The organism is Actinacidiphila epipremni (genome assembly GCF_012034175.1).
GTDB classification, from domain to species: domain Bacteria; phylum Actinomycetota; class Actinomycetes; order Streptomycetales; family Streptomycetaceae; genus Actinacidiphila; species Actinacidiphila epipremni.
This window is the reverse complement of record NZ_JAATEJ010000002.1, coordinates 113,538-138,786: the sequence shown is the minus strand read 5'-3', so window position 1 is coordinate 138,786 and position 25,249 is coordinate 113,538. Positions and strand designations below refer to the sequence as shown.

The 25,249-nt window shown below is 72.5% G+C and carries 21 protein-coding genes; 12 read left to right on the top strand and 9 right to left on the bottom strand.

Going from position 1 to position 25,249, the window contains the following annotated elements; genetic code table 11:
• Window positions 1-31: 31 nt before the first annotated feature.
• Genes HCN08_RS03525 through HCN08_RS03510 form a run of 4 tightly spaced genes read left to right on the top strand, consistent with a single transcriptional unit; the run spans window position 32 to window position 4,057 of the window.
• A complete protein-coding gene (locus HCN08_RS03525; RefSeq protein WP_167981363.1) occupies window positions 32-955 on the top strand; it encodes an ABC transporter permease in 924 nt (307 codons plus the stop codon).
• Window positions 948-1,940, top strand: a complete 993-nt coding sequence (locus HCN08_RS03520) for an ABC transporter permease (protein WP_167981362.1) — start codon at window positions 948-950, stop codon at window positions 1,938-1,940. Before HCN08_RS03525 ends, HCN08_RS03520 begins: the two co-directional genes overlap by 8 nt.
• 13 nt (window positions 1,941-1,953) lie before the next feature.
• A complete protein-coding gene (locus HCN08_RS03515) occupies window positions 1,954-3,003 on the top strand; it encodes an ABC transporter ATP-binding protein (RefSeq protein ID WP_240969741.1) in 1,050 nt (349 codons plus the stop codon).
• Entirely contained in the window at window positions 2,972-4,057 is a 1,086-nt protein-coding gene (locus HCN08_RS03510; protein WP_167981361.1) for an ABC transporter ATP-binding protein, read from the top strand. The genes HCN08_RS03515 and HCN08_RS03510 overlap by 32 nt, the downstream gene beginning before the upstream one ends.
• 111 nt (window positions 4,058-4,168) lie before the next feature.
• Here the strand turns inward: HCN08_RS03510 and HCN08_RS03505 are convergent, their stop codons facing one another.
• The 6 genes from HCN08_RS03505 to HCN08_RS03480 form a co-directional block, all read right to left on the bottom strand.
• On the bottom strand, window positions 4,169-5,365 hold the full coding sequence (locus tag HCN08_RS03505; RefSeq protein WP_167981360.1) for an ABC transporter ATP-binding protein: 1,197 nt from the start codon (window positions 5,363-5,365) through the stop codon (window positions 4,169-4,171).
• A 23-nt stretch (window positions 5,366-5,388) separates the two neighbouring features.
• A complete protein-coding gene (locus HCN08_RS03500) occupies window positions 5,389-6,441 on the bottom strand; it encodes an ABC transporter ATP-binding protein (protein WP_206318350.1) in 1,053 nt (350 codons plus the stop codon).
• 19 nt (window positions 6,442-6,460) lie between these two features.
• Window positions 6,461-7,438, bottom strand: a complete 978-nt coding sequence (locus tag HCN08_RS03495) for an ABC transporter permease (protein WP_167981358.1) — start codon at window positions 7,436-7,438, stop codon at window positions 6,461-6,463.
• A 103-nt stretch (window positions 7,439-7,541) separates the two neighbouring features.
• Window positions 7,542-9,347: an ABC transporter substrate-binding protein gene (locus HCN08_RS03490; RefSeq protein WP_206318307.1), complete on the bottom strand. Its 1,806-nt coding sequence runs from the start codon at window positions 9,345-9,347 to the stop codon at window positions 7,542-7,544.
• 95 nt (window positions 9,348-9,442) lie between these two features.
• A complete protein-coding gene (locus tag HCN08_RS03485) occupies window positions 9,443-10,468 on the bottom strand; it encodes an ABC transporter permease (protein ID WP_167981357.1) in 1,026 nt (341 codons plus the stop codon).
• Window positions 10,469-10,811: 343 nt separating this feature from the next.
• Window positions 10,812-13,022 carry a S9 family peptidase gene (locus tag HCN08_RS03480; protein ID WP_167981356.1) on the bottom strand — a complete coding sequence of 737 codons (2,211 nt, stop codon included), beginning with the start codon at window positions 13,020-13,022 and terminating at the stop codon, window positions 10,812-10,814.
• Between the two features lie 263 nt (window positions 13,023-13,285).
• Between HCN08_RS03480 and HCN08_RS03475 the strand changes: the two genes are divergently transcribed.
• From HCN08_RS03475 to HCN08_RS03450, 6 genes are all read left to right on the top strand, one after another.
• Window positions 13,286-13,480: a hypothetical protein gene (locus tag HCN08_RS03475; protein ID WP_167981355.1), complete on the top strand. Its 195-nt coding sequence runs from the start codon at window positions 13,286-13,288 to the stop codon at window positions 13,478-13,480.
• A gap of 46 nt (window positions 13,481-13,526) precedes the next feature.
• Window positions 13,527-14,507, top strand: a complete 981-nt coding sequence (gene mshB, locus HCN08_RS03470) for an N-acetyl-1-D-myo-inositol-2-amino-2-deoxy-alpha-D-glucopyranoside deacetylase (protein WP_167981354.1) — start codon at window positions 13,527-13,529, stop codon at window positions 14,505-14,507.
• Window positions 14,504-14,872: a DUF6113 family protein gene (locus HCN08_RS03465; RefSeq protein ID WP_167981353.1), complete on the top strand. Its 369-nt coding sequence runs from the start codon at window positions 14,504-14,506 to the stop codon at window positions 14,870-14,872. The genes mshB and HCN08_RS03465 overlap by 4 nt, the downstream gene beginning before the upstream one ends.
• Before the next feature lie 154 nt (window positions 14,873-15,026).
• Window positions 15,027-17,561 (top strand): hypothetical protein, encoded by a 2,535-nt coding sequence (locus HCN08_RS03460; RefSeq protein WP_167981259.1) that lies wholly within the window; start codon window positions 15,027-15,029, stop codon window positions 17,559-17,561.
• A gap of 184 nt (window positions 17,562-17,745) precedes the next feature.
• Complete coding sequence (locus HCN08_RS03455) at window positions 17,746-20,730, top strand: SpoIIE family protein phosphatase (protein ID WP_167981352.1); 2,985 nt, start codon at window positions 17,746-17,748, stop codon at window positions 20,728-20,730.
• A 137-nt stretch (window positions 20,731-20,867) separates the two neighbouring features.
• A complete protein-coding gene (locus HCN08_RS03450) occupies window positions 20,868-21,194 on the top strand; it encodes a nuclear transport factor 2 family protein (protein WP_167981351.1) in 327 nt (108 codons plus the stop codon).
• Window positions 21,195-21,200: 6 nt separating this feature from the next.
• On the opposite strand, the gene HCN08_RS03445 is transcribed toward HCN08_RS03450, so the two are convergent.
• The 3 genes from HCN08_RS03445 to HCN08_RS03435 all read right to left on the bottom strand — a co-directional run bounded on the left by HCN08_RS03445 (window position 21,201) and on the right by HCN08_RS03435 (window position 23,613).
• Window positions 21,201-21,704 (bottom strand): hypothetical protein, encoded by a 504-nt coding sequence (locus HCN08_RS03445; RefSeq protein ID WP_167981350.1) that lies wholly within the window; start codon window positions 21,702-21,704, stop codon window positions 21,201-21,203.
• Between the two features lie 113 nt (window positions 21,705-21,817).
• Window positions 21,818-22,645: a transglutaminase family protein gene (locus HCN08_RS03440; RefSeq protein ID WP_167981349.1), complete on the bottom strand. Its 828-nt coding sequence runs from the start codon at window positions 22,643-22,645 to the stop codon at window positions 21,818-21,820.
• The gene (locus HCN08_RS03435; RefSeq protein WP_322974236.1) at window positions 22,642-23,613 is read right to left on the bottom strand and encodes a GNAT family N-acetyltransferase; all 972 of its coding nucleotides are present in this window, start codon (window positions 23,611-23,613) and stop codon (window positions 22,642-22,644) included. Before HCN08_RS03435 ends, HCN08_RS03440 begins: the two co-directional genes overlap by 4 nt.
• Before the next feature lie 114 nt (window positions 23,614-23,727).
• On the opposite strand from HCN08_RS03435, the gene fdxA reads away from it, so the two are divergent.
• Together fdxA and dapC are read left to right on the top strand one after the other, a co-directional pair.
• A complete protein-coding gene (gene fdxA, locus HCN08_RS03430; protein ID WP_019058397.1) occupies window positions 23,728-24,048 on the top strand; it encodes a ferredoxin in 321 nt (106 codons plus the stop codon).
• A 99-nt stretch (window positions 24,049-24,147) separates the two neighbouring features.
• Window positions 24,148-25,245 carry a succinyldiaminopimelate transaminase gene (gene dapC, locus HCN08_RS03425; RefSeq protein WP_167981347.1) on the top strand — a complete coding sequence of 366 codons (1,098 nt, stop codon included), beginning with the start codon at window positions 24,148-24,150 and terminating at the stop codon, window positions 25,243-25,245.
• The last annotated feature ends 4 nt before the right edge of the window (window positions 25,246-25,249 follow it).

Below are 25,249 nucleotides of genomic sequence, written 5' to 3'. Positions count from 1 at the left end.
CTGACCGCAATCCCCCCGGGAAGGCCCTCGTATGGGACGGTATGTGATCCGGCGGCTGCTCCAGATGATCCCGGTCTTCATCGGCAGCACGTTCCTGATCTTCTTCATGGTCTACGCGCTCGGCGACCCGGTCGCCGCGCTGTTCGGCGACCGCGCGCCCGACCCGGCCACCGCCGCCCAGATCCGCAACGAACTGCATCTGAACGACCCGCTGTGGAAGCAGTACCTGCTCTACATGAAGAACATCTTCTCGGGGGACTTCGGCACCGCGTTCAACGGGCAGTCCGTCACCAGCCTGATGGGCAGCGCCTTCCCGGTCACCATCCGGCTGACGATCGTCGCGATCATCTTCGAGATCATCATCGGCATCACCCTCGGTGTCATCACCGGCATGCGGCGCGGCAAGCCCGTCGACACCGGGGTGCTGCTGCTGACCCTCATCGTGATCTCGGTGCCGACCTTCGTCACCGGCTACGTCCTGCAGTACCTGTTCGGCGTGCAGCTGAAGTGGACCGCCCCCTCGGTCTCGCCCGAGGCGCCCTTCAACGAGCTGATCCTGCCCGGCCTGGTGCTCGCCCTGGTGTCACTGGCGTACGTCACCCGGCTCACCCGCACCTCCATCGCCGAGAACACCCGCGCCGACTACCTGCGCACCGCGGTGGCCAAGGGGCTGCCGCGGCGCCGCATCATCATCCGGCACCTGCTGCGCAACTCGCTCATCCCGGTGGTCACCTTCATCGGCACCGACGTCGGCTTCCTCATGGGCGGCGCCATCGTCACCGAGCGGATCTTCAACATCCACGGCGTCGGCTTCCAGCTCTACCAGGGCATCCTGCGCAACAACGCGCCGACCGTCGTCGGCTTTGTCACCATCCTGGTGCTGGTCTTCCTGCTCGCCAACCTGCTGGTCGACCTGCTCTACGCGGTCCTGGACCCGAGGATCCGTTATGCCTGACACCAACCCGATCGACCCGGAGCAAGGCCCCATCGCCCCCGGCGGCGGCTACGGGGGCGGCATGGACCTGGCCGCCTCCGACGCCGAGGCGCTGGAGCGCGAGCCCGGGCACGGCCAGGAACCGGGCGGGCCGACGGGCAAGCCGCGCAGCCTGTGGTCCGACGCCTGGCGGGACCTGCGGCGCAACCCCATCTTCATCATCTCGGTGCTGATCATCCTCTTCCTGATCTTCATCTCGCTGTGGCCCGGCACCATCGCCACCCAGGACCCGCTCGCGGCGAACCTCTCCAAGTCGCAGGCCGGCCCCGAGCCCGGTCACCCGTTCGGCTTTGACTCGCAGGGCCGCGACGTCTACACCCGGGTGGTCTACGGGGCCCGCGCGTCGGTCACCGTGGGCGTGTGCGCGACCCTCGGGGTGGTGCTGCTCGGCAGCGTCCTCGGCGGGCTCGCCGGCTTCTTCGGCGGCTGGTGGGACGCGATCCTCTCCCGGATCAGCGACATCTTCTTCGGCATCCCCGTCGTGCTCGGCGGCCTGGTGTTCCTGTCGGTGGTCACCAACAGCACGGTGTGGCCGGTCATCGGCTTCATGGTGCTGCTGGGCTGGCCGCAGATCGCCCGTATCGCCCGCGGCTCGGTCATCACCGCCCGGCAGAACGACTACGTGCAGGCCGCCCGGGCGCTCGGCGCCGGCAACTCCCGGATGCTGCTGCGGCACATCGCGCCCAACGCCGTCGCGCCCGTCATCGTCGTCGGCACCATCGCCCTCGGCACGTACATCGCCCTGGAGGCGACGCTGTCCTACCTCGGCGTCGGCCTCAAGCCGCCCACCGTCTCCTGGGGGATCGACATCTCCGACGCGTCCAACCAGATCCGCAACGCGCCCCACATGCTGCTGTGGCCCGCCGGCGCGCTGAGCATCACCGTGCTGGCGTTCATCATGCTCGGCGACGCGGTGCGCGACGCCCTCGACCCCAAGCTGCGCTGAGGAGCCCGCCGACATGGCCACTGCTGCCGAGATGAGCACCGAGCCCGTATCCGCCAGGGGCGGCCCGCTGCTGGACGTACGGAACCTGCATGTGGAGTTCCGCACCCGGGAGGGCGTCGCCAGGGCCGTCAACGGCGTCGACTACGCCGTGGACGCCGGCGAGACGCTCGCGGTGCTCGGCGAGTCCGGCTCGGGCAAGTCGGTCACCGCCCAGGCGATCATGGGCATCCTGGACTCCCCGCCGGGCTTCGTCACGCAAGGGCAGGTCCTCTTCCACGGCGAGGACCTGCTGAAGTTCGGCACCGAGCAGCGCCGCAAGGTGCGCGGCGCCCGGATGGCGATGATCTTCCAGGACGCGCTGTCCGCCCTCAACCCGGTCCTCAACGTCGGCGAGCAGCTCGGCGAGATGTTCACCGTGCACCGCGGCCTGTCCCGCAAGGACGCCCGCGCCAAGGCCGTCGAGCTGATGGAGCGGGTACGCATCCCCGCGGCCAAGGAGCGGGTGCGCAGCTACCCGCACCAGTTCTCCGGCGGCATGCGGCAGCGGGTGATGATCGCCATGGCCATGGCGCTGGAACCCGAGCTGATCATCGCCGACGAACCGACGACCGCGCTGGACGTCACCGTGCAGGCCCAGGTCATGGACCTGCTCGCCGAGCTCCAGCGCGAGTACAACATGGGCCTGATCCTCATCACCCATGACCTGGGCGTCGTCGCCGACGTCGCCGACAAGATCGCGGTGATGTACGCCGGCCGGATCGTGGAGACCTCACCGGTCCACGACATCTACCGCGCGCCCGCCCACCCGTACACCAAGGGCCTGCTCGACTCCATCCCCCGGGTGGACCAGAAGGGCCAGGAGCTCTACGCCATCAAGGGCCTGCCGCCCAACCTGCTGCACATCCCGCCCGGCTGCGCCTTCCACCCGCGCTGCCCGCTGGCGCAGGACATCTGCCGGACGAAGATCCCGCCGCTCTACCGGGTCAGCGAGGTGCGGGCCAGCGCCTGCCACTTCTGGAAGGAGTGCATCGGTGACGACCGCCCCGCAGCCGACAAAACCTGAGCCGTCCGCGTCCGGCTCGCCGGGACGCGAGCCGATCCTCCAGGTCCGCGGCCTGGTCAAGCACTTCCCGCTGACCCAGGGCATCCTGTTCAAGAAGCAGGTCGGCGCGGTGCAGGCGGTCGACGGGGTGGACTTCGACCTCTACCCCGGCGAGACGCTGGGCATCGTCGGCGAGTCCGGCTGCGGCAAGTCCACCGTGGCCAAGCTGCTGATGAACCTGGAGCAGCCCACCCGCGGCGAGATCCTGTACCGCGGCGAGGACATCAGCAAGCTCTCCGGCCGGGCCCTGAAGGCGGTGCGGCGCAACATCCAGATGGTCTTCCAGGACCCGTACACCTCGCTCAACCCGCGGATGACGGTCGGCGACATCATCGGCGAGCCCTTCGAGATCCACCCCGACGCGGCGCCCAAGGGCGAGCGCCGCAGGCGCGTGCAGGAGCTGCTGGACGTCGTCGGGCTCAACCCGGAGTACATCAACCGCTATCCGCACCAGTTCTCCGGCGGCCAGCGGCAGCGCATCGGCATCGCCCGCGGGCTCGCGCTGCGGCCGGAGATCATCGTCGCCGACGAGCCGGTCTCGGCCCTCGACGTGTCGGTGCAGGCGCAGGTCGTCAACCTCATGGAGCGGCTGCAGGACGAGTTCGACCTGTCGTACATGTTCATCGCGCACGACCTGTCGATCGTCCGGCACATCGCGGACCGGGTCGGCGTGATGTACCTCGGGCGGATCGTGGAGACCGGCGCGGACGCGGCGATCTACGAGCACCCCACGCACCCGTACACCCAGGCGCTGCTCTCGGCGGTGCCGGTGCCCAACCCCGAGGCGCGCGAGCACCGCGAACGCATCATCCTCAGCGGGGACGTGCCCTCGCCGGCCGATCCGCCCTCGGGCTGCCGCTTCCGCACCCGGTGCTGGAAGGCGCAGGAGAAATGCGTCGTCGAGGACCCGCCGCTGACCGTCCCCGACGTCTTCCGCGGCACCGCGGGCCCGGCCGAGCACCCCTCGGCCTGCCACTTCGCCGAGGAGAAGATCGTGGTGCCGCGCGACGAATGAGGCCCCGCTCGTACGGAGCAGGGCCTCGGGGGGTGCCGGCAAGGGCTTACCGGGGAGTGCGGGGCCGTGCGGACCACGCCGGGGCCGTTCGGCGCGGTCCGCACGGCTGTCTCACGGGCGCCCGGCCGCGCTCCCGGCGCCGTCCTGGAAGTCCTCGCCATCGCCGACACCGTCGACACCGCCGACGTCGTCGAGCGCGTCCTCGATCGCGGCGAGCGCCGGGTCCAGCACCACGTCCTCGGTCCGGCCGGTGATCGTCGGCTCCTCCGGGTGGTGGCACGCCGTCAGATGGCCCTCCGCCGACCCGCCGAGCCGCACCAGCGGCGGCTCCTCGGCCGCGCACACCTCGGTGGCCTTCCAGCAGCGGGTGCGGAAGTGGCAGCCCGAGGGCGGGTTCACCGGCGAGGGCACGTCACCGGCCAGCCGGATCCGCTCGCGTTCGGTCCCGCCGTCGGTCAGGTCGGCCTCCGGCACCGCGGACAGCAGCGCGTGGGTGTACGGGTGGCGTGGCCGCAGGTAGATCGAGTCGCGGTCGCCGACCTCCACGATCTTGCCCAGGTACATCACCGCGACCCGCTCGGAGAAGTGCCGCACGATCGCCAGGTCGTGCGCGATGAACAGGAACGCGATGCCGAGCTCGCGCTGCACCTGCTGGAGCAGGTTGACCACCTGCGCCTGGATCGACACGTCCAGCGCCGAGACCGGCTCGTCGGCCACGATCAGCTTGGGCTCCAGGGCCAGCGCGCGCGCCACCCCGATGCGCTGCCGCTGGCCGCCGGAGAACTCGTGCGGGAAGCGGTTGTAGTGCTCGGGGTTGAGCCCCACGGTCTCCAGCAGCTCGCGCACCCGCTGCTCCCGGCCGCCGGGCGGCTCGATGCCGTTGATCTCCATCGGGCCGCGGATGATCGTGCCGACCGTCTGCCGCGGGTTCAGCGACGAGTACGGGTCCTGGAAGATCATCTGTATCTCGGAGCGGACCGGCGCCAGCTCCTTGCGGGAGGCGTGCGTGATGTCCCGGCCGCGGTAGGAGATCGAGCCGGCGGTCGGCTCCAGCAGCCGGGTCACCAGCCGCCCGGTGGTGGACTTGCCGCAGCCGGACTCGCCGACCAGGCCAAAGCTCTCGCCCGCCCGTACCGTCAGGTCGACCCCGTCGACCGCCTTGACCGCGCCGACCTGGCGCTTGAACGGGAAGCCGCCCATGACGGGGAAGTGCTTGGCGAGGCCGCGCACCTCCAGCAGCGTCTCGCCCGGCGGCTCGGCCGCCCGCGCCGCCGCCGGGGCCTTGGACAGTGAGATGTCGTTGCTCATATCGATGCCTGCCCTGGTGCCCGTCAGCCGAGCCGCGGCTGAATGGTCTCGATGAACACGGACCGCTTCTGCTGGTCCGTCAGATGGCACGCCGACCCGCGGCCGAGCGGCAGGTCCGGCCGCTGCACCGCGCACCGCCCGCCGCCGACCAGGTCGGTGTAGCCGCACCGCGGATGGAAGGCGCAGCCCGGCGGCGGCGCGAGCAGGCTCGGCGGCGCCCCCGGGATCGGGGTCAGCTGCTCGTTGACGTCCGACATCAGCCGCGGCATCGAGCCCAGCAGCCCCCAGGTGTACGGGTGCTGCGGCTCGGTCAGCAGCTGGCGCGTCGAGCCGCGCTCCACCGCCCGGCCCGCGTACATCACCAGCAGGTCGTCGGCGACCTTGGACACCACGCCCAGGTCGTGGGTGATCAGGATGATCGCCGAGCCGAACTCCTGCTGCAGGTCCGACAGGAGGTCCAGGATCTGTGCCTGCACCGTCACGTCCAGCGCGGTCGTCGGCTCGTCGGCGATCAGCAGGTCCGGGTTGCACACCAGTGCCATCGCGATCATCGCGCGCTGCCGCATACCGCCGGAGAACTGGTGCGGGTAGTCGTCGACCCGCAGCCGCGGCTGCGGGATGCCGACCTTCTCCAGCATCTCGATGGCCCGCTCCCGGCCCTCGCGCTTGCTGGCCCCGCGGTGCTTGACGTACGGCTCGGCGATCTGCCGGCCGACGGTGTAGTACGGCGACAGCGCGGTGAGCGAGTCCTGGAAGATCATCGCCATCCGGTTGCCGCGCAGCCGCTCCAGGGTGCGGTTGCTCGCCCCGGTCAGCTCCTGGCCGTCCAGCACGATCTCGCCGGCGATCTCGGTGGTCGCCGGGTTGTGCAGGCCCAGCACGGCCAGGTTGGTCACCGACTTGCCCGAGCCCGACTCGCCGACGATGCCGAGGGTCTGGCCGCGCTGCAGGTCGAAGGACAGCCCGTCGACCGCCTTGACGATGCCGTCCTCGGTGGAGAAGCGCACGTACAGGTCGCGGACCGAGAGGAAGGCCCCCTGCGCGGCCTTGGGGGCGGCGTCCTCCGGTGTGGTCATGGTGGTCACTGCCGGTCTCCTAGGACAGCCGGATGCGCGGGTCGATGAACGCGTAGACGGCGTCCACGAGGATGTTGAAGAGGACGATCATGGCGGAGCTGAAGAGCATCACGCCCATCAGCATCGGCAGGTCCGTCTTGGTCACCGAGTCGATCGCCAGCCGGCCGAGCCCGGTGAGCTGGAAGGTCCACTCGGTGATCATCGCGCCGCCGAGCAGCGAGCCCAGGTCGATGCCGAGGATCGTCACGATCGGGATGAGCGAGCCGCGCCAGGCGTAGCGGAAGAAGACGTAGGCGCCGGACATGCCCTTGGCGCGGGCGGTGCGGACGTGCTCCTCCTGGAGCTGCTCGATCATCGTCGAGCGCGCCATACGCGTGTAGTTCGCGGTGAACAGGATCGACAGCACGCACCAGGGGATGATCAGGCCGCTGAACCAATGGACCGGGTTCTGGGTGAGCGGCACGTACTTCGGCTGGTCGAGGATGTGGTTGTTGTAGACCAGCAGCGCCAGGACGAGCGGCCCGACGAAGTAGATCTGCATCGAGCTGAGCACCAGCGAGGCGGAGCTGAGGACCTTGTCGACGGCGCTGCCGCGCCGCCAGGCGGCCAGCATGCCGGTCCCGAGGCCGAAGAGCAGGAAGACCACCATCGAGCCCAGCGCGAGCGAGAGCGTGGTGGGCAGCCGGTCGATCAGGGTGGGCCACACCGGCTCGCTGTTGGCGAAGGAGTAGCCGAAGCAGGGGGCCGGGCAGTTGCCGGCCGCGAAGTGGTGGCCGGTGAAGATCCGCACCATGAACAGGTAGTACTGCACCGGGACCGGATGGTCGAGCCCCAGGTTGTGGTGGATGGTCTTCAGGTTGTCCGGCGTGCAGTTCTTGCCGCAGGACAGCAGCGCCGGGTCGTGCGGGATCGCGAAGAACAGGAAGAACGTGAAGGCGCTGATGAACAGCAGGATGACCACGGCGCCGAGCGTCCGGCGGACGAGGAATCGAAGCATGGCGGTCGCAGCTCTCTCAAGGACGGCGGCGGTGGACCGGGATCCGGGGCGCCCCGGTGGGGCCGGACGGCTGCCCGGCCCCACCGCGGCGGTCGAACGGGGTTTACTGCTTGACGAAGAGCTTGGTCGCGTCGATCGCCGAGAACATGTTGTTGTACACGGCGCCGCCGACCTTCGAGCCGAACAGCTGGAGCTGCTTGTAGTAGACGGTCGGAACGCCCGGGATCACCTTGGTGACGATGTAGGTGTTCAGGTCGAACCACGCCTTCTGCGCCGCCGCCGGGTCGGTCAGGGCCTCGATCCGGTCGATCTCGGAGTTGATGTGCGCGTCGTTGACGTGCGCGTAGTTCGGGGCCTGGTCGGCGATCGTGCGGCCGTCGAAGACCGGCGGGATCACCGTCGAGGCGCTCGGCCAGTCGGCACCCCACGCCGAGGCGTAGATGTCGTACTGGTTGTCGACCTTGCCGATCAGGTCGTAGTAGGTGTCCGAGGGCAGTTCCTTGCGCTGCACGTCGAAGCCGGCGGCCTTCAGGGCGGTGGCGATGGTCACCGAGTACTGCTGGCCCGCGGTGGTGTTGACGTACGCGTAGGTGATCTTGGTGTTGAGCTTGCCGGCGTCGGTGAGGATCTTCTTCGCCGCAGCCGCGTCGCCGTTGGGGTTGGCGGCCTTGCCCAGCGGGTCGGCCTTCTGGTAGCCGGCCAGCGACGGGCTCAGGAAGCCGCCGGCGTACTCGGCACCGTACTCGGCGCCGAGCGCCTGGTAGACGGCCTTGGTCGGGATCGCCAGCGCCAGCGCCTTGCGGACGTCGAAGTCGGTGAGCCGCTTCATGTTGAAGTCGATCTGCCCGACGAAGGGCTGGTAGCCGGCCACCGTGCGCTTGTAGATCGCCGGGTCGCCCACCACCTTCGGGGTGTTGTCGGTGTCGACCGCGTTGTCGAAGCTCACCGAGGTCTGGTTCTCACCGGAGTCGGACATCAGCCGCTTGGTGGAGTCCTCGGCCTGGTGGTTGAAGGTGATCGCGAAGGTGTCCACGTACTGGTGCCGCGCCGAGTCGGTGTTCGGGTCCCAGTTGGGGTTCTTCACCAGGGTCATCGACTTGCCCTGGTCGAAGTTCTTGATCATGTACGGGCCGCTGGCCACCGGCGCCTTGTCATACGCCTGCTTGGTGTCCTTCGCGGAGTCCACGACCGAGTAGCCGGGCATCGCGAACAGGTACGGGGTGTCGGTCTGCGGCTTGGGGAAGTGGAAGACGATGGTCTTCGCGTCCGGCGTCGACAGCAGCGTGTCCGGCAGGTGGGCGCCCTTGTACGGGCCGTCCGGCAGCAGCTTGCGGTAGTCGGTGCCGGCGGTGTTGGCCAGCCACTGCTGGAGGTAGGCCGGGCCGTTGGTGATGAACGGCGCGAACAGCCGCTCCACCGACCAGCGGATGTCCTTGGACGTGATCGGCGTGCCGTCCTGGAACTTGATGCCGTCCTTGAGGTGGTACGTCCAGGTCTTGCCGCCGTCGGACTGCTCACCGCTGTTGGTGGCCAGGTCGCCGACCACGGTGTACTTGCCGGCGTTGTCCAGCTTGTACGTCGTCAGGCCGCGGTGGATCAGCGTCGCGAGCTGGCCCTCGTTGGAGACGTAGATCTGGCCCGGGTCCAGGTGGGTGTAGCTGTCGCGCTCCAGCACGTTCATCGTGCCGCCGGGCGTCGCCCCGGGCACCGGCTCGGCCGGGCCCTTGGAGGCCGCGTCGTCACCGAAGGTGATCTGGCCGGCCAGCTGCTGGGCGCTCTTGCTCTGCTTGACCTTGGCGTCCTTGTTCTCGGTGGTGCTGTTCCCGCCGCCCCCGCCACTGCTGCACGCGGTCAGGACCAGCGCGCCGGCGGCGACCGTCGCCAGCAACGCGGTCCGCGTTCTACGCATGTAGAGTCTCATTTCGGTTGTGCACCCCTGTTCGTTGTAGCGATGAGCTGCCTGAAGGTCCGGTGCGGGGCGACGCCGCCCCCGCAACGGCGTCCCTAACGTGCGGCCTTCGGGTCGAAGGCGTCACGGACCGAATCCCCGAGCAGGTTGAAGGCGACGATGAAGACCACCATCGCGATGCCGGGGAAGAACATGTACGTGAGGTCGTTCTGGTAGACCTCGGCGCCGCGGGCGAACATCCGTCCCCAGTCCGGCGTCGGCTCGATGAGCCCGACCCCCAGGAAGGACAGTCCGGCTTCCGCGGTGACGAAGGCAGGCAGCATCAGGGTGCTCTGCACCAGGATCGGCGTCACCAGGTTGGGCAGCAGCTCGCGCCGGACGATCCGCCACGACGAGGCCCCGGTCACCCGGGCCGCCTCGATGAACTCCCGCTCGCGCAGGCTCAGCACCTGGCCGCGCAGCAGCCGGGCCAGGCCCATCCAGCCGAGGAACCACTGCACCGAGATGAGCGCCACCACGCGTAGGTACGTGGGTGTCTCGTCGACGGGGCTGACGAACACCGCGGTGACCACCGGCATGACGGCGACGAAGAACAGCTGCGCCGGCAGGGCCATCAGCAGGTCGGTGACCCGGCCGATGAAGTAGTCGGTCTTCCCGCCCACGTAACCGGCCGTGACGCCCATCACGATCGCGGTGGCCGTGACCGCGAGGGTCACGGCCACCGCGATGCTCAGCGAGGTGCGGATGCCGTAGACCAGCTGCATGAAGACGTCCCGCCCGAGGTTCGGCTCGATACCGAACCAGAACCGGCTGCTCATGCCGCCGTTGGGCGCGATCGGGTAGCCGAAGTCGTTGAGCAGGCCCGGCTCGTTGGTGCCGTACAGCGTGTACGGGTCCTTGCCGTAGAGCTTCGATATGACCGGCGCGAAGATGCCGACCAGGAAGAAGAAGCCTACGACGTAGGCGGATATGACGCCCGTGCGGTCGCGTTTGAACCGCTGCCACATCAGCTGCCCGGGTGAGCGCCCGGCCAGCTCGGCCGGCGCAGCGGTGCCGCTGTCGGCGATCTGCCCCGGCTCGCCGGGGGGACCGGCGAGGGTGGTCTCGGTGGAACTCGTCATCGCGATGGCCCCCGCTGCTGCTTGCGTTGTCGCTTGTCACTGGAGCTGATGGCTGAGATGCCCGCGACGGGTTGAGGCGTCGTGAGTTGCCGGGACTGTCGCAATGAAAGCAAGTTCCAGTCAAGAGGGCGTGGAGGGAAGAAAGCGTGATCCACTGCTTCTTGAGCGAACATTGAGCAGATCGTCTTCCGGGCGTGCTTGACAGCACCCGGGACGGGTGGGCATTCCGGATATTTCCGGGTCAATCGCGTTTACACGCGAGCAATCTCGCTGTCGCAACACCGATATACGGACCGGGTTTCCTGGAGTCCGTACTCCTCGGGGGCGCAGCGCCGCCGTGCCCTCAGCGGGTCAACGCGCGGTGCAGGAAGGCCACCTGGAGCAGCAGCAGGTTTTCGGCGACCTGCTCCTGGGGAGTCATGTGCGTGACGCCGCCCGACAGCGGGAGCACCTCGTGCGGGCGGCCGGCGGCCAGCAGCGCGGTCGACAGCCGCAGCGAGTTGGCCACCAGGACGTTGTCGTCGGCGAAGCCGTGGATGATCATCAACGGCCGTGCGGGCTCGGCCAGATGGGGAATGCCGTCCGCGGTGACGACGGAGTTCTCGTCGTAGGCGGCCGGCTGCTCCTGCGGCATCCCGAGGTAGCGCTCGGTGTAGTGCGTGTCGTACAGCCGCTGCTCGGTCAGCGGGGCGCCCGCGATGCCCGCGTGGAAGACGTCCGGGCGGCGCAGCACCGCCAGCGACGCCAGCGTCCCGCCGAAGGACCAGCCGCGGATCGCCACCCGCGACAGATCCAGCGGGAATTGCCCGGCCAGGGACCGCAGCGCGTCGATCTGGTCGTCCAGCACCACCTCGGCCAGCCGGCCGCCGCCGATCGCCTTCTCCCACGCCGGGGAGCGGCCCGGGGTGCCGCGGCCGTCGGCGACGACCACCGCGAAGCCCTGGTCGGCGAACCACTGCGACACCAGGTGCGCGTTGTGCGCGGCCAGTACGCGCTGGCCGTGCGGCCCGCCGTACGGGTCCATCAGCACCGGCAGCGGGCCGTCGCCCTCCGCGTGACCGGACGGCAGCAGCACCGCGCACGGGATGCGCCGCTCGCCGGCCTCCGTGAGCCGCACCCGGGCGGTCAGCGACGGCAGTTCCGCGTGCGAGACGATCCGCGCGACCTCGCGGCCGGCGCGCAGCACCCGCGCGCCCGACCCCGGCCGGTCCGGCACCGCCGACACCAGGACGGTGACCTCGCCCGCGCGCACCGCCGTATGCACGCCCGGCTCCTCGGTGAGGCGCGCCGCGCCCTGCCCGGTGACCCGGAAGACATGGATCTCGCCGGTCCGCGGCTCCTTCGCCGCCGGGCCCGCGGAGGCGGCCACCAGCACGTCCGGCCCGTCGGCCGCGAGCACCGACCGTACGTGCAACTCGCCGTCGGTCCACGGCTGCTGACCGGCCATCAGGACCCGGACGCCGGCCGCGTCGGTGATCCGCAGCAGTGTCCCGTCCGGGCGCAGGGCCGGCACGCCGGGGAAAAGATCAAGCCAAACTCGATCTTCCTCGACGACCGCGGTCCGGGTCGCGCCGGTCGCCGGGTCCACCGTCAGGTAGTGCTGGGTGCGCTGGTCGCGGGTCTGGACCAGCAGCACCGGGTCGCCGGCCGCCGACCAGTGCACCGCCGCGAGGTAGGGGAAACGCCCCCGGTCCCACGGCACTTCGCGGCGCGAGCCGTCCAGGCCCAGCAGCCACAGCGTCACCTCGGCGTTCGGCGTGCCCGCCGCCGGGTAGGCCACCTCGCGCGGCGCGCGGTCCGGCTGCGCCGGCTCCGACAGCCACCGCCGGGCCACCCCCGACTCGTCGACCCGGGCCGCCAGCAGCGCCGAGCCGTCCGGCGCCCACCAGAAGCCGCGGTGCCGGCCCATCTCCTCGGCCGCGACGAACTCCGCGAGGCCCCAGGTGACGTCGGCGCCGTCCGGCTCGGCGAGGGCGCGCTCGTGCGTGCCGTCCGCGGCGACGACGCGCAGGGCGCCGCCCGCGGCGAAGGCGATCCAGCGGCCGTCCGGCGAGGGGCGCGGGTCCACCACGGGGCCGGGCACGGGCAGTTCGCGGGCGCCGCCGCTACGGGCTGCGCCCTGGGCCGCGTTCGTGGCGCCGTCCTGGGCTGCGTCCTGGGCTTGGTCCTGAGCTGCCGCCGTGAGGTCCGCCGTGAAGAGCCGGCCGGACAGCGCGAAGGCGGCCGTCGTCACGGCGGAGTCCGTCGCGTAGGCCACCACGCCCGCCGAGCCCTCGCGGCTGCGCTCCCGGCGGGCCCGCTCGGCCGCCGGCAGGTCCTCCCGCGACCCGCCCAGCAGCGCCGCCGGGTCGGCCGCGACCCGCTCCCGTACGCCCTCGGCGGCGCCTTCCGCGGGCAGGTCCAGCACCCACAGCACCTGGGCGGTGTCCGTGCCGGAGCGCGAGCGCAGGAAGACCACCCGCTCCCCGTCCGGCGCGACGGTGAACGCGCGCGGCACCCCGAGGGTGAACCGCTGTGTCCGTGCGTGCTGCCGGGGGAATGAGAGGTACGTCATACCCGAGACACTAGGGGGTGGCGCCGACAAGCGCCTCCGGATAACCGCCCGGCACCGCCGCGTACCACCCGACCTGCGGCGCGGGGAGCCGGGCCGACAAGGGGTCGGGGAGCGTCCGTGGCTGGATCTGGTCATGCGCCCCCGCGTGCTTCCGTGCTCCGACATATGCGGTGCCACGGAAAGTTATGATCCGTTGCCATGGGTGGGTAATAAGCATGTGGCAACTGACATCATCCCTGCGTCCGACCTGGAGGTGAGCCGCTGTGGCACTCTCGATTTCGGCGGTGCTGCTGCTGCTGATCATCGTGTTCCTGCTGATCCGACGGTCCGGGTTGAAATGGGGCCATGCCGTCGCCTGCACCCTGCTGGGCTTCTACCTGGCGAGCTCGTCGTGGGCGCCGCAGATCAGCGACTTCACCAACAACGTCGCGGGGATGATCTCGGACATCAAGTTCTGAGCCGCCGCGTTCCAGGCGCCACCGGCGGGAGTCGTAGGCTTCCGCCATGACCGACAGAACGACCCCGCCGGCGCGGCGGTTGCTGTTCGTCCACGCCCACCCGGACGACGAGACGATCAACAACGGCGCCACCATGGCCAAGTACGCGGCGGAAGGCGCCCTCGTCACCCTGGTGACCTGCACCCTGGGTGAGGAGGGCGAGGTCATCCCGCCCGAGCTGGCGCACCTGGCCGCCGACCGCGACGACACCCTGGGCGAGCACCGCATCGGTGAACTGGCCGCCGCGATGGCCGAGCTGGGCGTCACCGACCACCGCTTCCTCGGCGGCCCCGGCCGCTACCGCGACTCCGGCATGATGGGCCTGGCGCAGAACGACGTACCCGGCAGCTTCTGGCAGGCCGACCTCGACGAGGCCGCGGGCCACCTGGCCGACGTGATCCTGGACGTACGGCCGCAGGTGCTCGTCACCTACGACGACAACGGCGGCTACGGGCACCCCGACCACATCCAGGCGCACCGGGTCGCGCTGCGCGGCTACGAACTCGCCGCCGAGCGCGGGTACACCGTGGAGCGGGTCTTCGAGATCTGCACCCCGCGGTCGGTCGTCGAGGAGGGCTTCCGGCGGCTGGCCGCCGCGGGCAAGGACTTCCCCTTCCCCTCCGTCGCCACCGTCGACGACGTCCCCGGTGTCGTCGACGACGCGCTGGTGACCGCGGCGGTCGACGGCACCGCCTACGCCGGGCACAAGACGGCGGCGATGCGGGCGCACGCGACGCAGATCGCGGTGGACGGGCCGTTCTTCGCGCTGTCCAACGACCTGGGCCAGCCGTTCTTCAGCACCGAGTACTACCGGCAGGTGCGCGGTGAGGCGCTGCCGCGCGGGGCGGACGGCGGGCCGGCTCCCGATCTCTTCCCGGCATACGGCGCTTCCGGCTCGGCTTCGGGTCCTGCTTCCGGCTCGGTTTCCGGCTCGGTTTCCGGTCGCGCTTCCGGCTCCGCTTCCGGCCCTGGCGGGGGTGCGGTGTGACGACGCCGGTCTCGCTCGGCCGCATCCTCGGCTACCTCGGCCTCGCCGTCCTCGGCGCGGTCGTCGCGCTCGCCGGGGCGCTCGTGCAGGACGCCTGGCCGCCCGGCGGGCTGCTGCTGTCGCTCGCGGGCTGCGCGGCACTCTTCTACGGCGGCTGGGCCGCCACCGGCAGCCGGATCGGGGTCGCGGTGCCCGCCGCCTTCTGGCTGGTGTGCGTGGTGCTGCTCAGCACCACCCGGCCCGAGGGCGACTTCCTCTTCGCGGCCGGCGCGAGTTCGTACCTCTACCTCCTGGGCGGCGCCCTGCTCGCGGTGATCTGCGCCACGGTGCCCTACCTGACCTCATCAGGGGCGAATAGGGCCTGACTTGGCGGGCAGGGGCGAGCACATGGTTGGCTGAGCCCCGAGGGTTCCCGCCGACCAGGGCCGCGCTCCGCGGCAGGTCGGTATGGTGGGGCCCGCCGGCGAGCCGCAAGCGGGGAACCATGTCGGGCGGCGAAGCACACCGGGAGAGCCTGCTTTGACTCGTGAAACAGACAGTTCGTCCTCCGGGACCCAGGGCGGTCGCGGCGGAGCGGCGTACCCGTCCGGGACGCAGCCGTACGGCAGCCGCCCCTTCCCCTCGCTGCACCCGCAGGAGCGGGCCCGGGCCGCGGGCGCGCCGGACGAGGGCGCGGGGGCTGCTGCGGGGGGCGGGGCCGGTGCGGACGCCGGGGCCGAGGGCGGTGCGGGCGCGGGTACGGGAGCCGGTGCGGGCGCCGGGACCGGGGCCGGTGCCGGTGCCGGGCGGGAGCCGGGCGCTGAGCCGCCCGCGCCGGACGAGCCCAGGACCGAGACGACGCTGACCACCCGGATCCGGATCAACATCCCCGGCTCGCGGCCGATCCCGCCCGTCGTGGTGCGCACGCCGGTCGACGAGGCCACCGCTGCCGCCGCCGCGGCCTCGCAGGCCCCGGCCGAGACGCCCGAGCCCGAGCCGGAGAGCCGGCCGGAGCCGGAGCCGGAGAAGACCACCAGCGACTGGTTCGCGCCGCGCAAGCAGGCGGCTGCGCCGGCAGGTCCGGGTGCGGGGCCGGGCGCCGGGCCGGGTGCTGGGTCGTCCTTCGGGGACGGCGGGGCGCCGGGGGCTGCTCCCGGTGCGCGGACGCCGTTCGGCGAGCCGGCCGCGCCCGCGTCCCCGTACGGCACGCAGGGCACGGGCCCCTACCTCCCGCCGCCGGCCGGCGGTGCCGGCGGTTCCGGCGGGGTGCCCGGTGACGCCGAGGCCGCGCGCGGGCCGCACGACACCCCGGCGGAGGGCTTCGCCTCGCCGTTCGGCGCGGGCTCCGCCTTTGACCCGGCGGGCGGCGCGAGACCCGGCTCCGTACCGCAGCCGCCGCAGGCTCCGCAGCCGCCGCAGGCCGGCAACCAGGCTCCGCCGTTCGGCGCGGGCTCGCCGTTCGACACCGCGGCGATGCCCCGCGTGGAGGAGGGCGGCTCGCCGTACGACACCGGGGCTACGCCTGCGGTGGGAGGCCCGTACGACACCGGGTCCACGCCGCTGCCGGGCGGCCCCTCCCCGTACGACACCGGGGGTGCGCCCGTGGTCGGAGGCCCGTACGACACGGGGTCGCAGCCCTCGCCGTACGACACGGGCTCCCAGCCGTCCCCCTTCGACACCGGCTCGCAGCCCTCCCCCTTCGACACCGGCTCGCAGCCCTCGCCCTTCGACACCGGATCCCAGCGCTCCCCGTACGACACGGGCTCGCAGCCGTTCGGCACCGACGACTTCCCGCCCGGCGTGCCGCGCCCCACCGAGGGCGGCGGCCAGGAGGGCCCGTACGCGGCGCCCGGCGCCGCGCCCTTCGGGGGCCGCCTCGACGCGCCCAGTGGCCCGACCGCGGGCCCGGCGACCGGCCCCGTCACCGTGCCGCCGCTCGGGCCCGAGCCCGGCGGGAGCGACAACGAGGAGCGGGTCTCCGGCGACACGCTCGTCAGCGGCATCCCCGCGGTCTCCGCCGGCGGCCCGCGCGGGCCGCGCCAGACCGCCCCCCGCGGACCGGCAGCCGAGCCGGAGCCGGCCCCGAAGGCCCCGGCGCCCGCCCCCGCGCCGGCCGCCGCCCGGCCGGCGAAGAAGGGCCGCTCCAAGCCGGTGCTGCTGGTCGCCGCGATCGGCGTCGTGCTCGCCGTCGCGTACGGCGCCGGCCTGCTGATGAACCACGCCGACGTGCCCAAGGGCACCACGGTGATGGGCGTCGACATCGGCAACCAGAACCGCGGGACGGCCGTCAAGATGCTCGACGAGGCGCTCGGCAACCGCCCGACCGCGCCCATCCAGCTCACGGTCGGCGGCAAGAAGCAGACCCTCAAGCCGTCCGTGGCGGGTCTGTCCGTCGACACCGACGCGACCGTGCGCGGCCTCGCGCACGCCGACTACAACCCGGTCTCCGTGATCGGCTCCCTCTTCGGCGGCAGCCGCACCGCCGACCCGGTGTTCGTCGTGGACGAGGACAAGCTCAAGTCCGCCCTCCAGGCCCTCGCGGGCAAGGGCGGCGCGGGCACCGAGGGGATGGTCCGCTTCGAGGACCACAAGGCCATCGCCGTCCCCGGCACCCCCCGCACGACCTTCGACGTCGCCGCCGCGGCCCAGCAGGTCGAGGCCGCCTACCGCACCCGCGCCGAGACCGGCACCGACCAGGTCGTGGCCCTCAACGCCACCACCCAGCCCCCCAAGGTCACCCAGGCCGAACTCGACGCCGCGGTCAACGGCTTCGGCAAGTCGGCGATGTCCGGCAAGGTCACCGTGCGCGCCTACGGCGTCCACGAGATCTCCTTCGACAACACCCTCCCGAAGTTCCTGACGATGACCGCCACCCCCGACGGCAAACTCGCCCCGCACATCGACCTGGTGGAACTCAAGAAGCTCTACTCCCACACCTTCGACAACGTCCTCCTCGAACGCGGCGACGGCTCCAAGACCCCCGTCACCCCCCAGGACGTCGCCACCGCCCTCATCCAGGCCCTCAACGCCACCAACCCCGCCGACCGCACGGTCACCTTCCCGAACCTGGGGTAGACCCCGGTCCGCCCCGCCTCCGTCCCCGCCGACCCGGCGCAGCCGCAGTGGCCGCGCCGGGTCGCGCCGTTTCCGGCGCCGGGTGCCGCGGCCGGGGGGACAAGGGGACGGGGCGGGGGATCGGCGTAAGAATAGGGAGGAAAGGGGGCAGAGCGGTACGGAGGGTGAGGCTGGTGATGGGGTGATGGATGCCGCACCCGGTGGGCTGGGCGTCGAGCGTGGGGATGCGCTGCGGCTGCGGATGGTGGAGGCCGAGGCCGCGGGGGGGATGGGGGAGCCGGATCTGCTGCGGGTCGCGTTGCAGCAGGCGGTCGCCGCGCTGTGCGGGTTCGGGGGGCTGGTGCATTTGGCGGGTGAGGAGGGCGTGCTGCGGCTCGCGGTGGCCAACGGGCTGCCGGCCGGGCTCGCGCGGCGGTGGGACGAGGTGGCGTCGCAGGCCGCGACCGCGCCGTCGCTCGCCGTGTCGCGGGGGCGGGTGGTGTGGTCGCCGCGCTGGCCCGAGGCGGGGCAGGGCGGGGGCCCGGGGGCCGAGGGGGTCGACGAGGGCGGGTGGGCGCCCACCGAGCCGGCCGGGGAGGTGCCCGGCGGGGCGGCCGGGGCGGTCGGGGTCGGGGACGTGCCCGGCGGGGTCGTGGCCGCGCCCATCCTGGTCGGGGGGATGCCGATCGGCGCGGTGTCCGTACTGGTCGCCGAGGCGCCGGACATCGCCCGGCAGGGCTTCCTCGGGCAGCTCGCCCAGGCCGTCGGCCGGCGGCTCACCCACACCCGGCAGCCGCGCAGCGGCACCGCGCCCTGGTGGCAGGAGCCGTTCGGCGTGCGCGAGCAGGTCATGCGGCAGATCAGCGTCGGCACCTGGAGCTGGGACCTCGACAGCGGGCTGCTGGACGTCGACGACGTCACCGAGAAGCTGATCCCCGCGGCCGGCCTGGACCCCGCCACCTGGGACCACCGCATCGAGACCTGGATGGAGCGCATCCACCCCGACGACCGCCCCGGCGTGCAGGAGGCGATCGAGACGGCGCTGGCCACCGGGCAGCCGTACGCCGTCGAATACCGGGTCGTCGGCGCCGACCGGTCGATCAGCTGGCTGGAGCTGCGCGCCGCCGTCGACTGCGACGAGACCGGCCGGGCGCTGCGCATGTCCGGCACCGCCTGGAACGTCACCGCCCGGCACAGCCAGGCCGCCTGGCTCGTCGGGCTGATCGAGCAGCACCCGGACCCGATCTACGTGCTGTCCGCCGACGACCGCGTCCAGTGGATCAACCAGGCCGCCCGCGACCAGGACGGGGGCACCGGCGCGGACCTGCTCGGCGAGATCCCGTGGGAGAAGCTGCCCCGGCTCGCCGGCCAGGGCATCCCGGAGCTGCTGGCCAGGGCCCGCGCCACGCCCGGCCAGGCGGTCACCACCCAGATGACGTACGACGGCCCCGACCGCGAGATGTCCTCCTGGACGGTGCGGGCGGTCGACGTCGGCGGCTTCGTCGCCGCGCAGCTCGCGGACGTCACCGCGCAGAAGGCCGCCGAGATGGCGCAGGCCGACCGCAGCCGCCGGATGGCGGAGCTGAACGCGGCGCTGATCCGGGCGCTGGGCACCGAGCAGGTCGTCGCGGCGCTGACCCGGCACGTCCTGCCGATGTTCGGCGCCGAGGGGCTGATCGTGCACGACCTGTCCGAGCCGGTGCCGCGGCTGGTGGCTGCCACCGGCTACAGCGCCGAGTTCCGCGCCGAGCTGGAGGCTCCCGGCTGGCCCGTACGGCTCGCCGAGGTCACCGCCTCCCCGCAGCCGCGGTTCTTCTCCACGCCGGCCGAGCTGGAGGCCGCCTGGCCCACGCTCGCCCCGCTGGCCCGGCACGGCGGCAAGAGCGCGTGGGCGGTGCTGCCGCTGAGCGTCAACGACCGCCGGGTCGGCTCGTGCATCATCAGCTGGTCGGCGCCGCGGCCCTTCCACGAGTACGAGAAGTCGCTGCTCGGCACCATCGCCGTCATCATCGCCCAGGCCCTGGCCAAGGCCCGGCTGTACGAGGAGGCCCGGCACCGCGCGGAACGGCTCCAGGAGGAGCTGATGCCCGGCACGCTGCCGCCCACCGTCGGCGTGCGCACCGCGGCCCGCTACCGGCTCGCCGCCGGCGAGGAGGTCGGCGGCGACTGGTACGACACGATCCCGCTGCCCGGCGGCCGTACCCTCGCGATCATCGGCGACGTACGCGGCCACGGCCTGGAGCAGGCCATCGCGATGGGCATCCTGCGGCACGCCGCGCTCACCGTCGCCACCCTCGACCTGCCCGTCGACGAGATCATGGCCCACCTCAACGACGCCGCAGGCCGCCTCGGCCCGCTCACCGCCACCTGCATGCTCGTGCTGTACGACGCCACGACCGGCGAGTGCAGCGTCGCCGGCGCCGGGCACCCGCCGCCGGTGCTGCTCACCCCCGGCGGCAAGGCCCACGAGGCGGAGCTGTCGCCGGGGCAGCCGCTCGGCCAGGCGTCCGTCCCCGCGCCGGTCAGCGGCACCGAACTGGCCGACGGCAGCGTCCTGGTCCTCTACAGCGACGGCCTCGTCGACGGCACCCGGCGCGACGTCACCCCGCTCACCGAACTGCTCACCCGCTACGGCGCCACCGCCCCGCTCCCGCAGGACGTCGAGCGGCGCGACGCCTGGCTCGACACGCTGTGCGAGACCATCGCCGAGCAGCTGCCGCCCGACCCCGGCCGGGTCGACGACGCCGCCCTGATGGCGCTCGCCACCAGCCGCGTACCGCCCGAGCGGATCGCCGCGTGGGACCTGCCGTGGGAGCCGGAGTCCGCGCGGCTCGGCCGGTCGCTGGCCGCCGACCGGATCGACGCCTGGGGCCTCGGCGAGCTCGCCGACACCGCGACGCTCGTGGTGAGCGAGCTCATCGGCAACGCGGTGCGGCACGCCGTCGGCATCGGCGCGGACGTCGCCGACGACCGCGCCGGCGTCCTGCGGCTGCGGCTGCTTCACCTGGCGGACGGCGAGCTCACCTGCGAGGTCTACGACGGCTCCCAGGCCACCCCGCGGGTACGGCACCCGCTGCTGGACGACGAGTTCGGCCGCGGCCTGCAACTGGTCGCCGTCACCGCCGAGCGGTGGGGGACGCGCTACACGGAGGGCGGCAAATGCATCTGGGCGACGGTGACGGACGTATGAGCCCCGACCCCGGCCGCGCGGCGACCGGCTCCCACCGCGCGGGGCCGGCGAGCCACCGCGGCCCGCGCCGGCCGCTCTTCCCGCGACCCCACCTGTTCGGCGGGCGTCGAAGCGGGCCCGCCGTTCGTTCACACGACATGACGCACGCACCCCTTCCCATCCCCGTCGCCGCGGCCCTGGAAGCCGCCAACGCCGGGGCCATCGAGGACTTCCTGGCCGCCTTCGCCGAGGACGGCGCCGTCGACGACTGGGGCCGCGTCTTCCGCGGCCACGACGCGATCCGCTCCTGGAGCGACGCGGAGTTCATCGGCAAGCAGGTCCGCCTCACCGTCACCGGCTGCCGCACCGCCGCCGACACGACGACAGTGAGCACCGAAGTCGGCGGCAACGGCTACAACGGCCCCTCCGACTTCGCCTTCACCGTCGCCGACGACCACATCACCCTGATGCGCATCACCGGCTAACCCGGCTCAAGACAGCGAGCAGTGCGCGTCGACCTCGATCATGTGGGACGGCACGCCCTTGACCTTCCCGAGGTCGGTCCGGGTCAGGTAGACCTCCCAGTCGTCACGCAGCAGCCGGGTCTCGTCCGAGCCGTTGTCCAGCGCGTCCTTCCAGCCATACGAGTGCAGGGTGGCAGTCAGCTTCTCCCGTGCGTGCGGGCTCACCTTGTCCGCGTACACGAGGGCGAAGTCGACGCCACACCGGGTGATCTGCCCGGCGTCGCGGCCGGGCGGCAGGTTGGCGGCGGTCAGCGCCGCACGCATCTCGGTCTCCATGGAGGCGGTCTTGGACGCGGCCCTCTCGGCGGCCGGATCCTCGGTCGCGACCGGATCCGGTGCGTGCGCCGCCGGCTTGGTGGTACGCGCGGTGGCCGGGCTCGCGGCGGGCTCGGCGGCGGAGTCGTCGTGGCTGCCGCAGGCGGCGAGCAGGACGAGGGCCGGTATGACGGCAAGGGTGTTGCGGAGTTTCACGGCGCGCAGCCTATAGGCCGCTGGGCGTACCCAGCACGTTCATCCGGCCGCGGACCCGGCGCGGCACGACCGGGCCTGACCTGCGGCGGGGCGCAACGGGCGGGCAGGGGAACCTAGTTGAGGTGCGCCCTCGCTGAGCGGGCCTGGCGGTGGATGGTCTCCGCTGTTTCCGGGTCGAAGGCGCCGATGATGTCGGCGTAGGAGTCCAGTTCTGCGGCCCCGCCCAGGAAATCGCCCATCGTCACGAGCAACTGCGCCCGCTCGTAGCGGAGTTTGGCGGGGTGGCGGGGGAGGAGGAGGGTCAGGTCGAGGGACCAGAGCTGGACGCCGCGGTGCTCGGGGCGGGGGGCGGCCCAGACGCGGATGTTGGCCAGGACGCGCTGGACGACGTCGAGCGGGTCGGCGGGGCCGTAGGAGTCGGTGCCGCCGGCGAGGAGTTCGGCGTCGTCGCGGGACATGACGCGGCCGAAGTCGAAGGGGTCGACCAGGACGTGCTCGCCGTCCGGTTCGCCGATGCCGACGACGAAGTGGCCCGGCAGCGCCACCCCGTAGACGGGCGCGCCGGCCCGGCGGGCGACCTCGATCCACACCACCGACAGCAGGATCGGCAGCCCGCGGCGCCGCCGCAGCACCTCCTGGAGCAGCGAGGACGCCAGCAGCCGGTAGTCGCCCGGCGTGCCGTGGAAGCCGTGCCCGCGGCCCAGCACCCGGTGCAGGGCGGCAGCCCACTGCGCCGGGGTGTGCAGGCCGTGCGGGAGCAGCCCGGCGAGCCGGTCCAGCTCGATCTGGGCGAGGTCGGCCGCGGTCCCGTCCAGCGCGGGGTCGGCCCGGGCGCCGATGAGCAGGCACAGCTCGGCCAGGTCCGGCCGCCCGTCCCGCGCGGCGGCGGCGAACCGGTCGGCCACGGACTCCGGTTCCGGCTCGGGGGGCGGTGGGGTCATGCGGCCGGTCGCCGGTAGTGGTAGCCGTGGTGGTCGGTGAAGCCGAGCCGGTCGTAGAGCGCGCGGGCCGCGCCGTTGTCCGCCTCGACCTGGAGATACGCCGCCGTCGCCCCCTCGTCCGCCGCGCGCCGGGCGAGTGCGCCCATCACCGCGGTGGCCAGGCCCTGCCGCCGCCGCTCCGGGGCGACCTCGACCGCCCCGAAGAGCACCCACGGCCCCTCCACGACGGCCCGCCCGATCGCGCCCGGCGTGGCCGCGAACCACACCGAGGGCCCGCCCGAGACCACCGCGAGCGCCGCCCGCGCCAGCTCCCCGGTGCGGTGGTAGGCCGCCAGCCACGCCTCGTCCGGCGTACGCGACAGCGCCACCTCCCGCGCGGGCCGCGGCAGGCGGGTGAGCGGCGCCAGCGGCGCGACCCGCACCACCGTGTCGGCCTCCCGCACCCACCCCCGCGCGTCCAGCCGCGCCGCGTACGGCGAGGAGTCCGGCAGCTGTACGTACGGCGTCGCGCCCCGCGCGCCGTACCAGCGCACGACCCGCTCCAGCGCCTCGTCCAGCGGCAGCCCCGGATCGCCGCCCGCCAGCACCGAGTTGGCCCGCCGGGTGAAGCCGCCGGCGAAGCGCAGCGTCCAGCTGCCGAGCGCGGCGGTCTCGGTGGCCGGCCAGGCCCGCGACGCGACCGCCTCCAGCTCGGCGTCGGCCACCACGGGCACCCCGCCGGGGCGGCGTACCGGAGCCGGCGGCACGACCTTGCCCGCGACGAGCGCGGACGCCGCGATCGCCACGCTCTCACCGGTCCTGCGCGTGATGTACACCACCCCCTCGTCCCAGGATGCGAGAACACCGACCGTATCGGTGAACGTAGGATGCCCGTCAACGATCGCGGTCAACTGTCGCACCGAGACCCGTTTTCCCACGTCAGCGGGGGTGATCCGAACTTCGAGCCGTGCTCCGCCCGAGAAATCCACCGGCATGCGAGCCCCTCCTGTTCGGTTCGTGCCCCGGAACGGAGATACTAGGTGCGGGCATCGACGACGCCGCGCTCCCGCGCGAGATGAGCCCTATCGAGGAGGAACGACAGCGTGACCTACGTCATCGCGCAGCCTTGTGTCGACGTCAAGGACAAGGCGTGCATCGAAGAGTGCCCGGTCGACTGCATCTACGAGGGCTCCCGGTCCTTGTACATCCACCCGGACGAGTGTGTCGACTGCGGCGCGTGTGAGCCGGTCTGCCCGGTAGAGGCCATCTTCTACGAGGACGACACCCCGGAGGAGTGGAAGGACTACTACAAGGCGAACGTGGAGTTCTTCGACGAGCTGGGCTCGCCCGGCGGCGCGTCGAAGCTCGGCCTGATCGAGCGGGACCACCCGTTCGTCGCCGCGCTCCCGCCGCAGAACCAGTAGCGATCGCCGCCACCGGCCCCGTACGCCGCCGCGCGTACGGGGCCGGTGGCGTACGCAGCGCCGGTGTGGCCCCGGTGCCGAGTGAGAGTTGTGAGCACGTTGAGTATTTCCGCCCGCCTGCCCGTCTTCCCGTGGGACCGGCTGGAGCCGTACAAGGCCGCCGCGGCGGCGCATCCGGACGGTGCCGTCGACCTGTCGGTGGGCACCCCGGTCGACCCGGTGCCCGAGGTCGTCCGGGAGGCGCTGAGCGCCGCCGCGGACAGCCCCGGCTACCCGCTGACGTACGGCACCGCCGCGCTGCGCTCGGCCGCCGCGGACTACCTGCGGACCTGGCACGGCGTCAGCGGCGCCGACCCGCGGCACGTGCTGCCGCTCATCGGCTCCAAGGAACTGGTGGGCTGGCTGCCGACGCTGCTGGACCTGCGCGAGGGCGACGTCATCGCCTACCCCCGGCTGGCCTACCCGACGTACGAGATCGGCGCGCTGCTGGCCCGCGCGGAGCCCGCCCCGTACGACGACCCGGTCGCCGAGCTGGACCCGGCGCGGGTGCGGCTGCTGTGGCTCAACAGCCCCTCCAACCCCACCGGCCGGGTGATCGGCGCGGCGGAACTGCGGCGCATCGTGGCGTGGGCGCGCGAGCACGGCATCCTCGTCGCGTCCGACGAGTGCTACATCGAGCTGGGCTGGGAGGGCGAGGCCCCGGTGTCGGTGCTGCACCCCGACGTGTGCGGCGGCTCGCACGACGGCCTGGTCGCCGTCCACTCGCTGTCCAAGCGGTCCAACTTCGCCGGCTACCGCGGGGCCTTCCTCGCCGGCGACCCCGGCGTCGTCGCCGAACTCCTCGCGGTGCGCAAGCACGCCGGGATGATCGTGCCGCAGCCCGTCCAGGCCGCGATGGCCGCCGCCCTCGGCGACCGCGCCCACGCGGTGGAGCAGAAGGCCCGCTACGCCCACCGCCGCACCCTGCTGCGTGCCGCCCTGGAGGCGGCCGGCTTCCGCATCGAGCACAGCGAGGCCAGCCTCTACCTGTGGGCGACCCGCGGCGAAAACTGCTGGGAGACCGTCGCGGACCTGTCCAAGCACGGCATCCTCGTCGCCCCGGGCGAGTTCTACGGCCCCACCGGCGCCGATTTCGTCCGCGTCGCCCTGACCGCCACCGACGAACGCATCGAGGCCGCGGTAGGCCGCCTGGCGTAATACG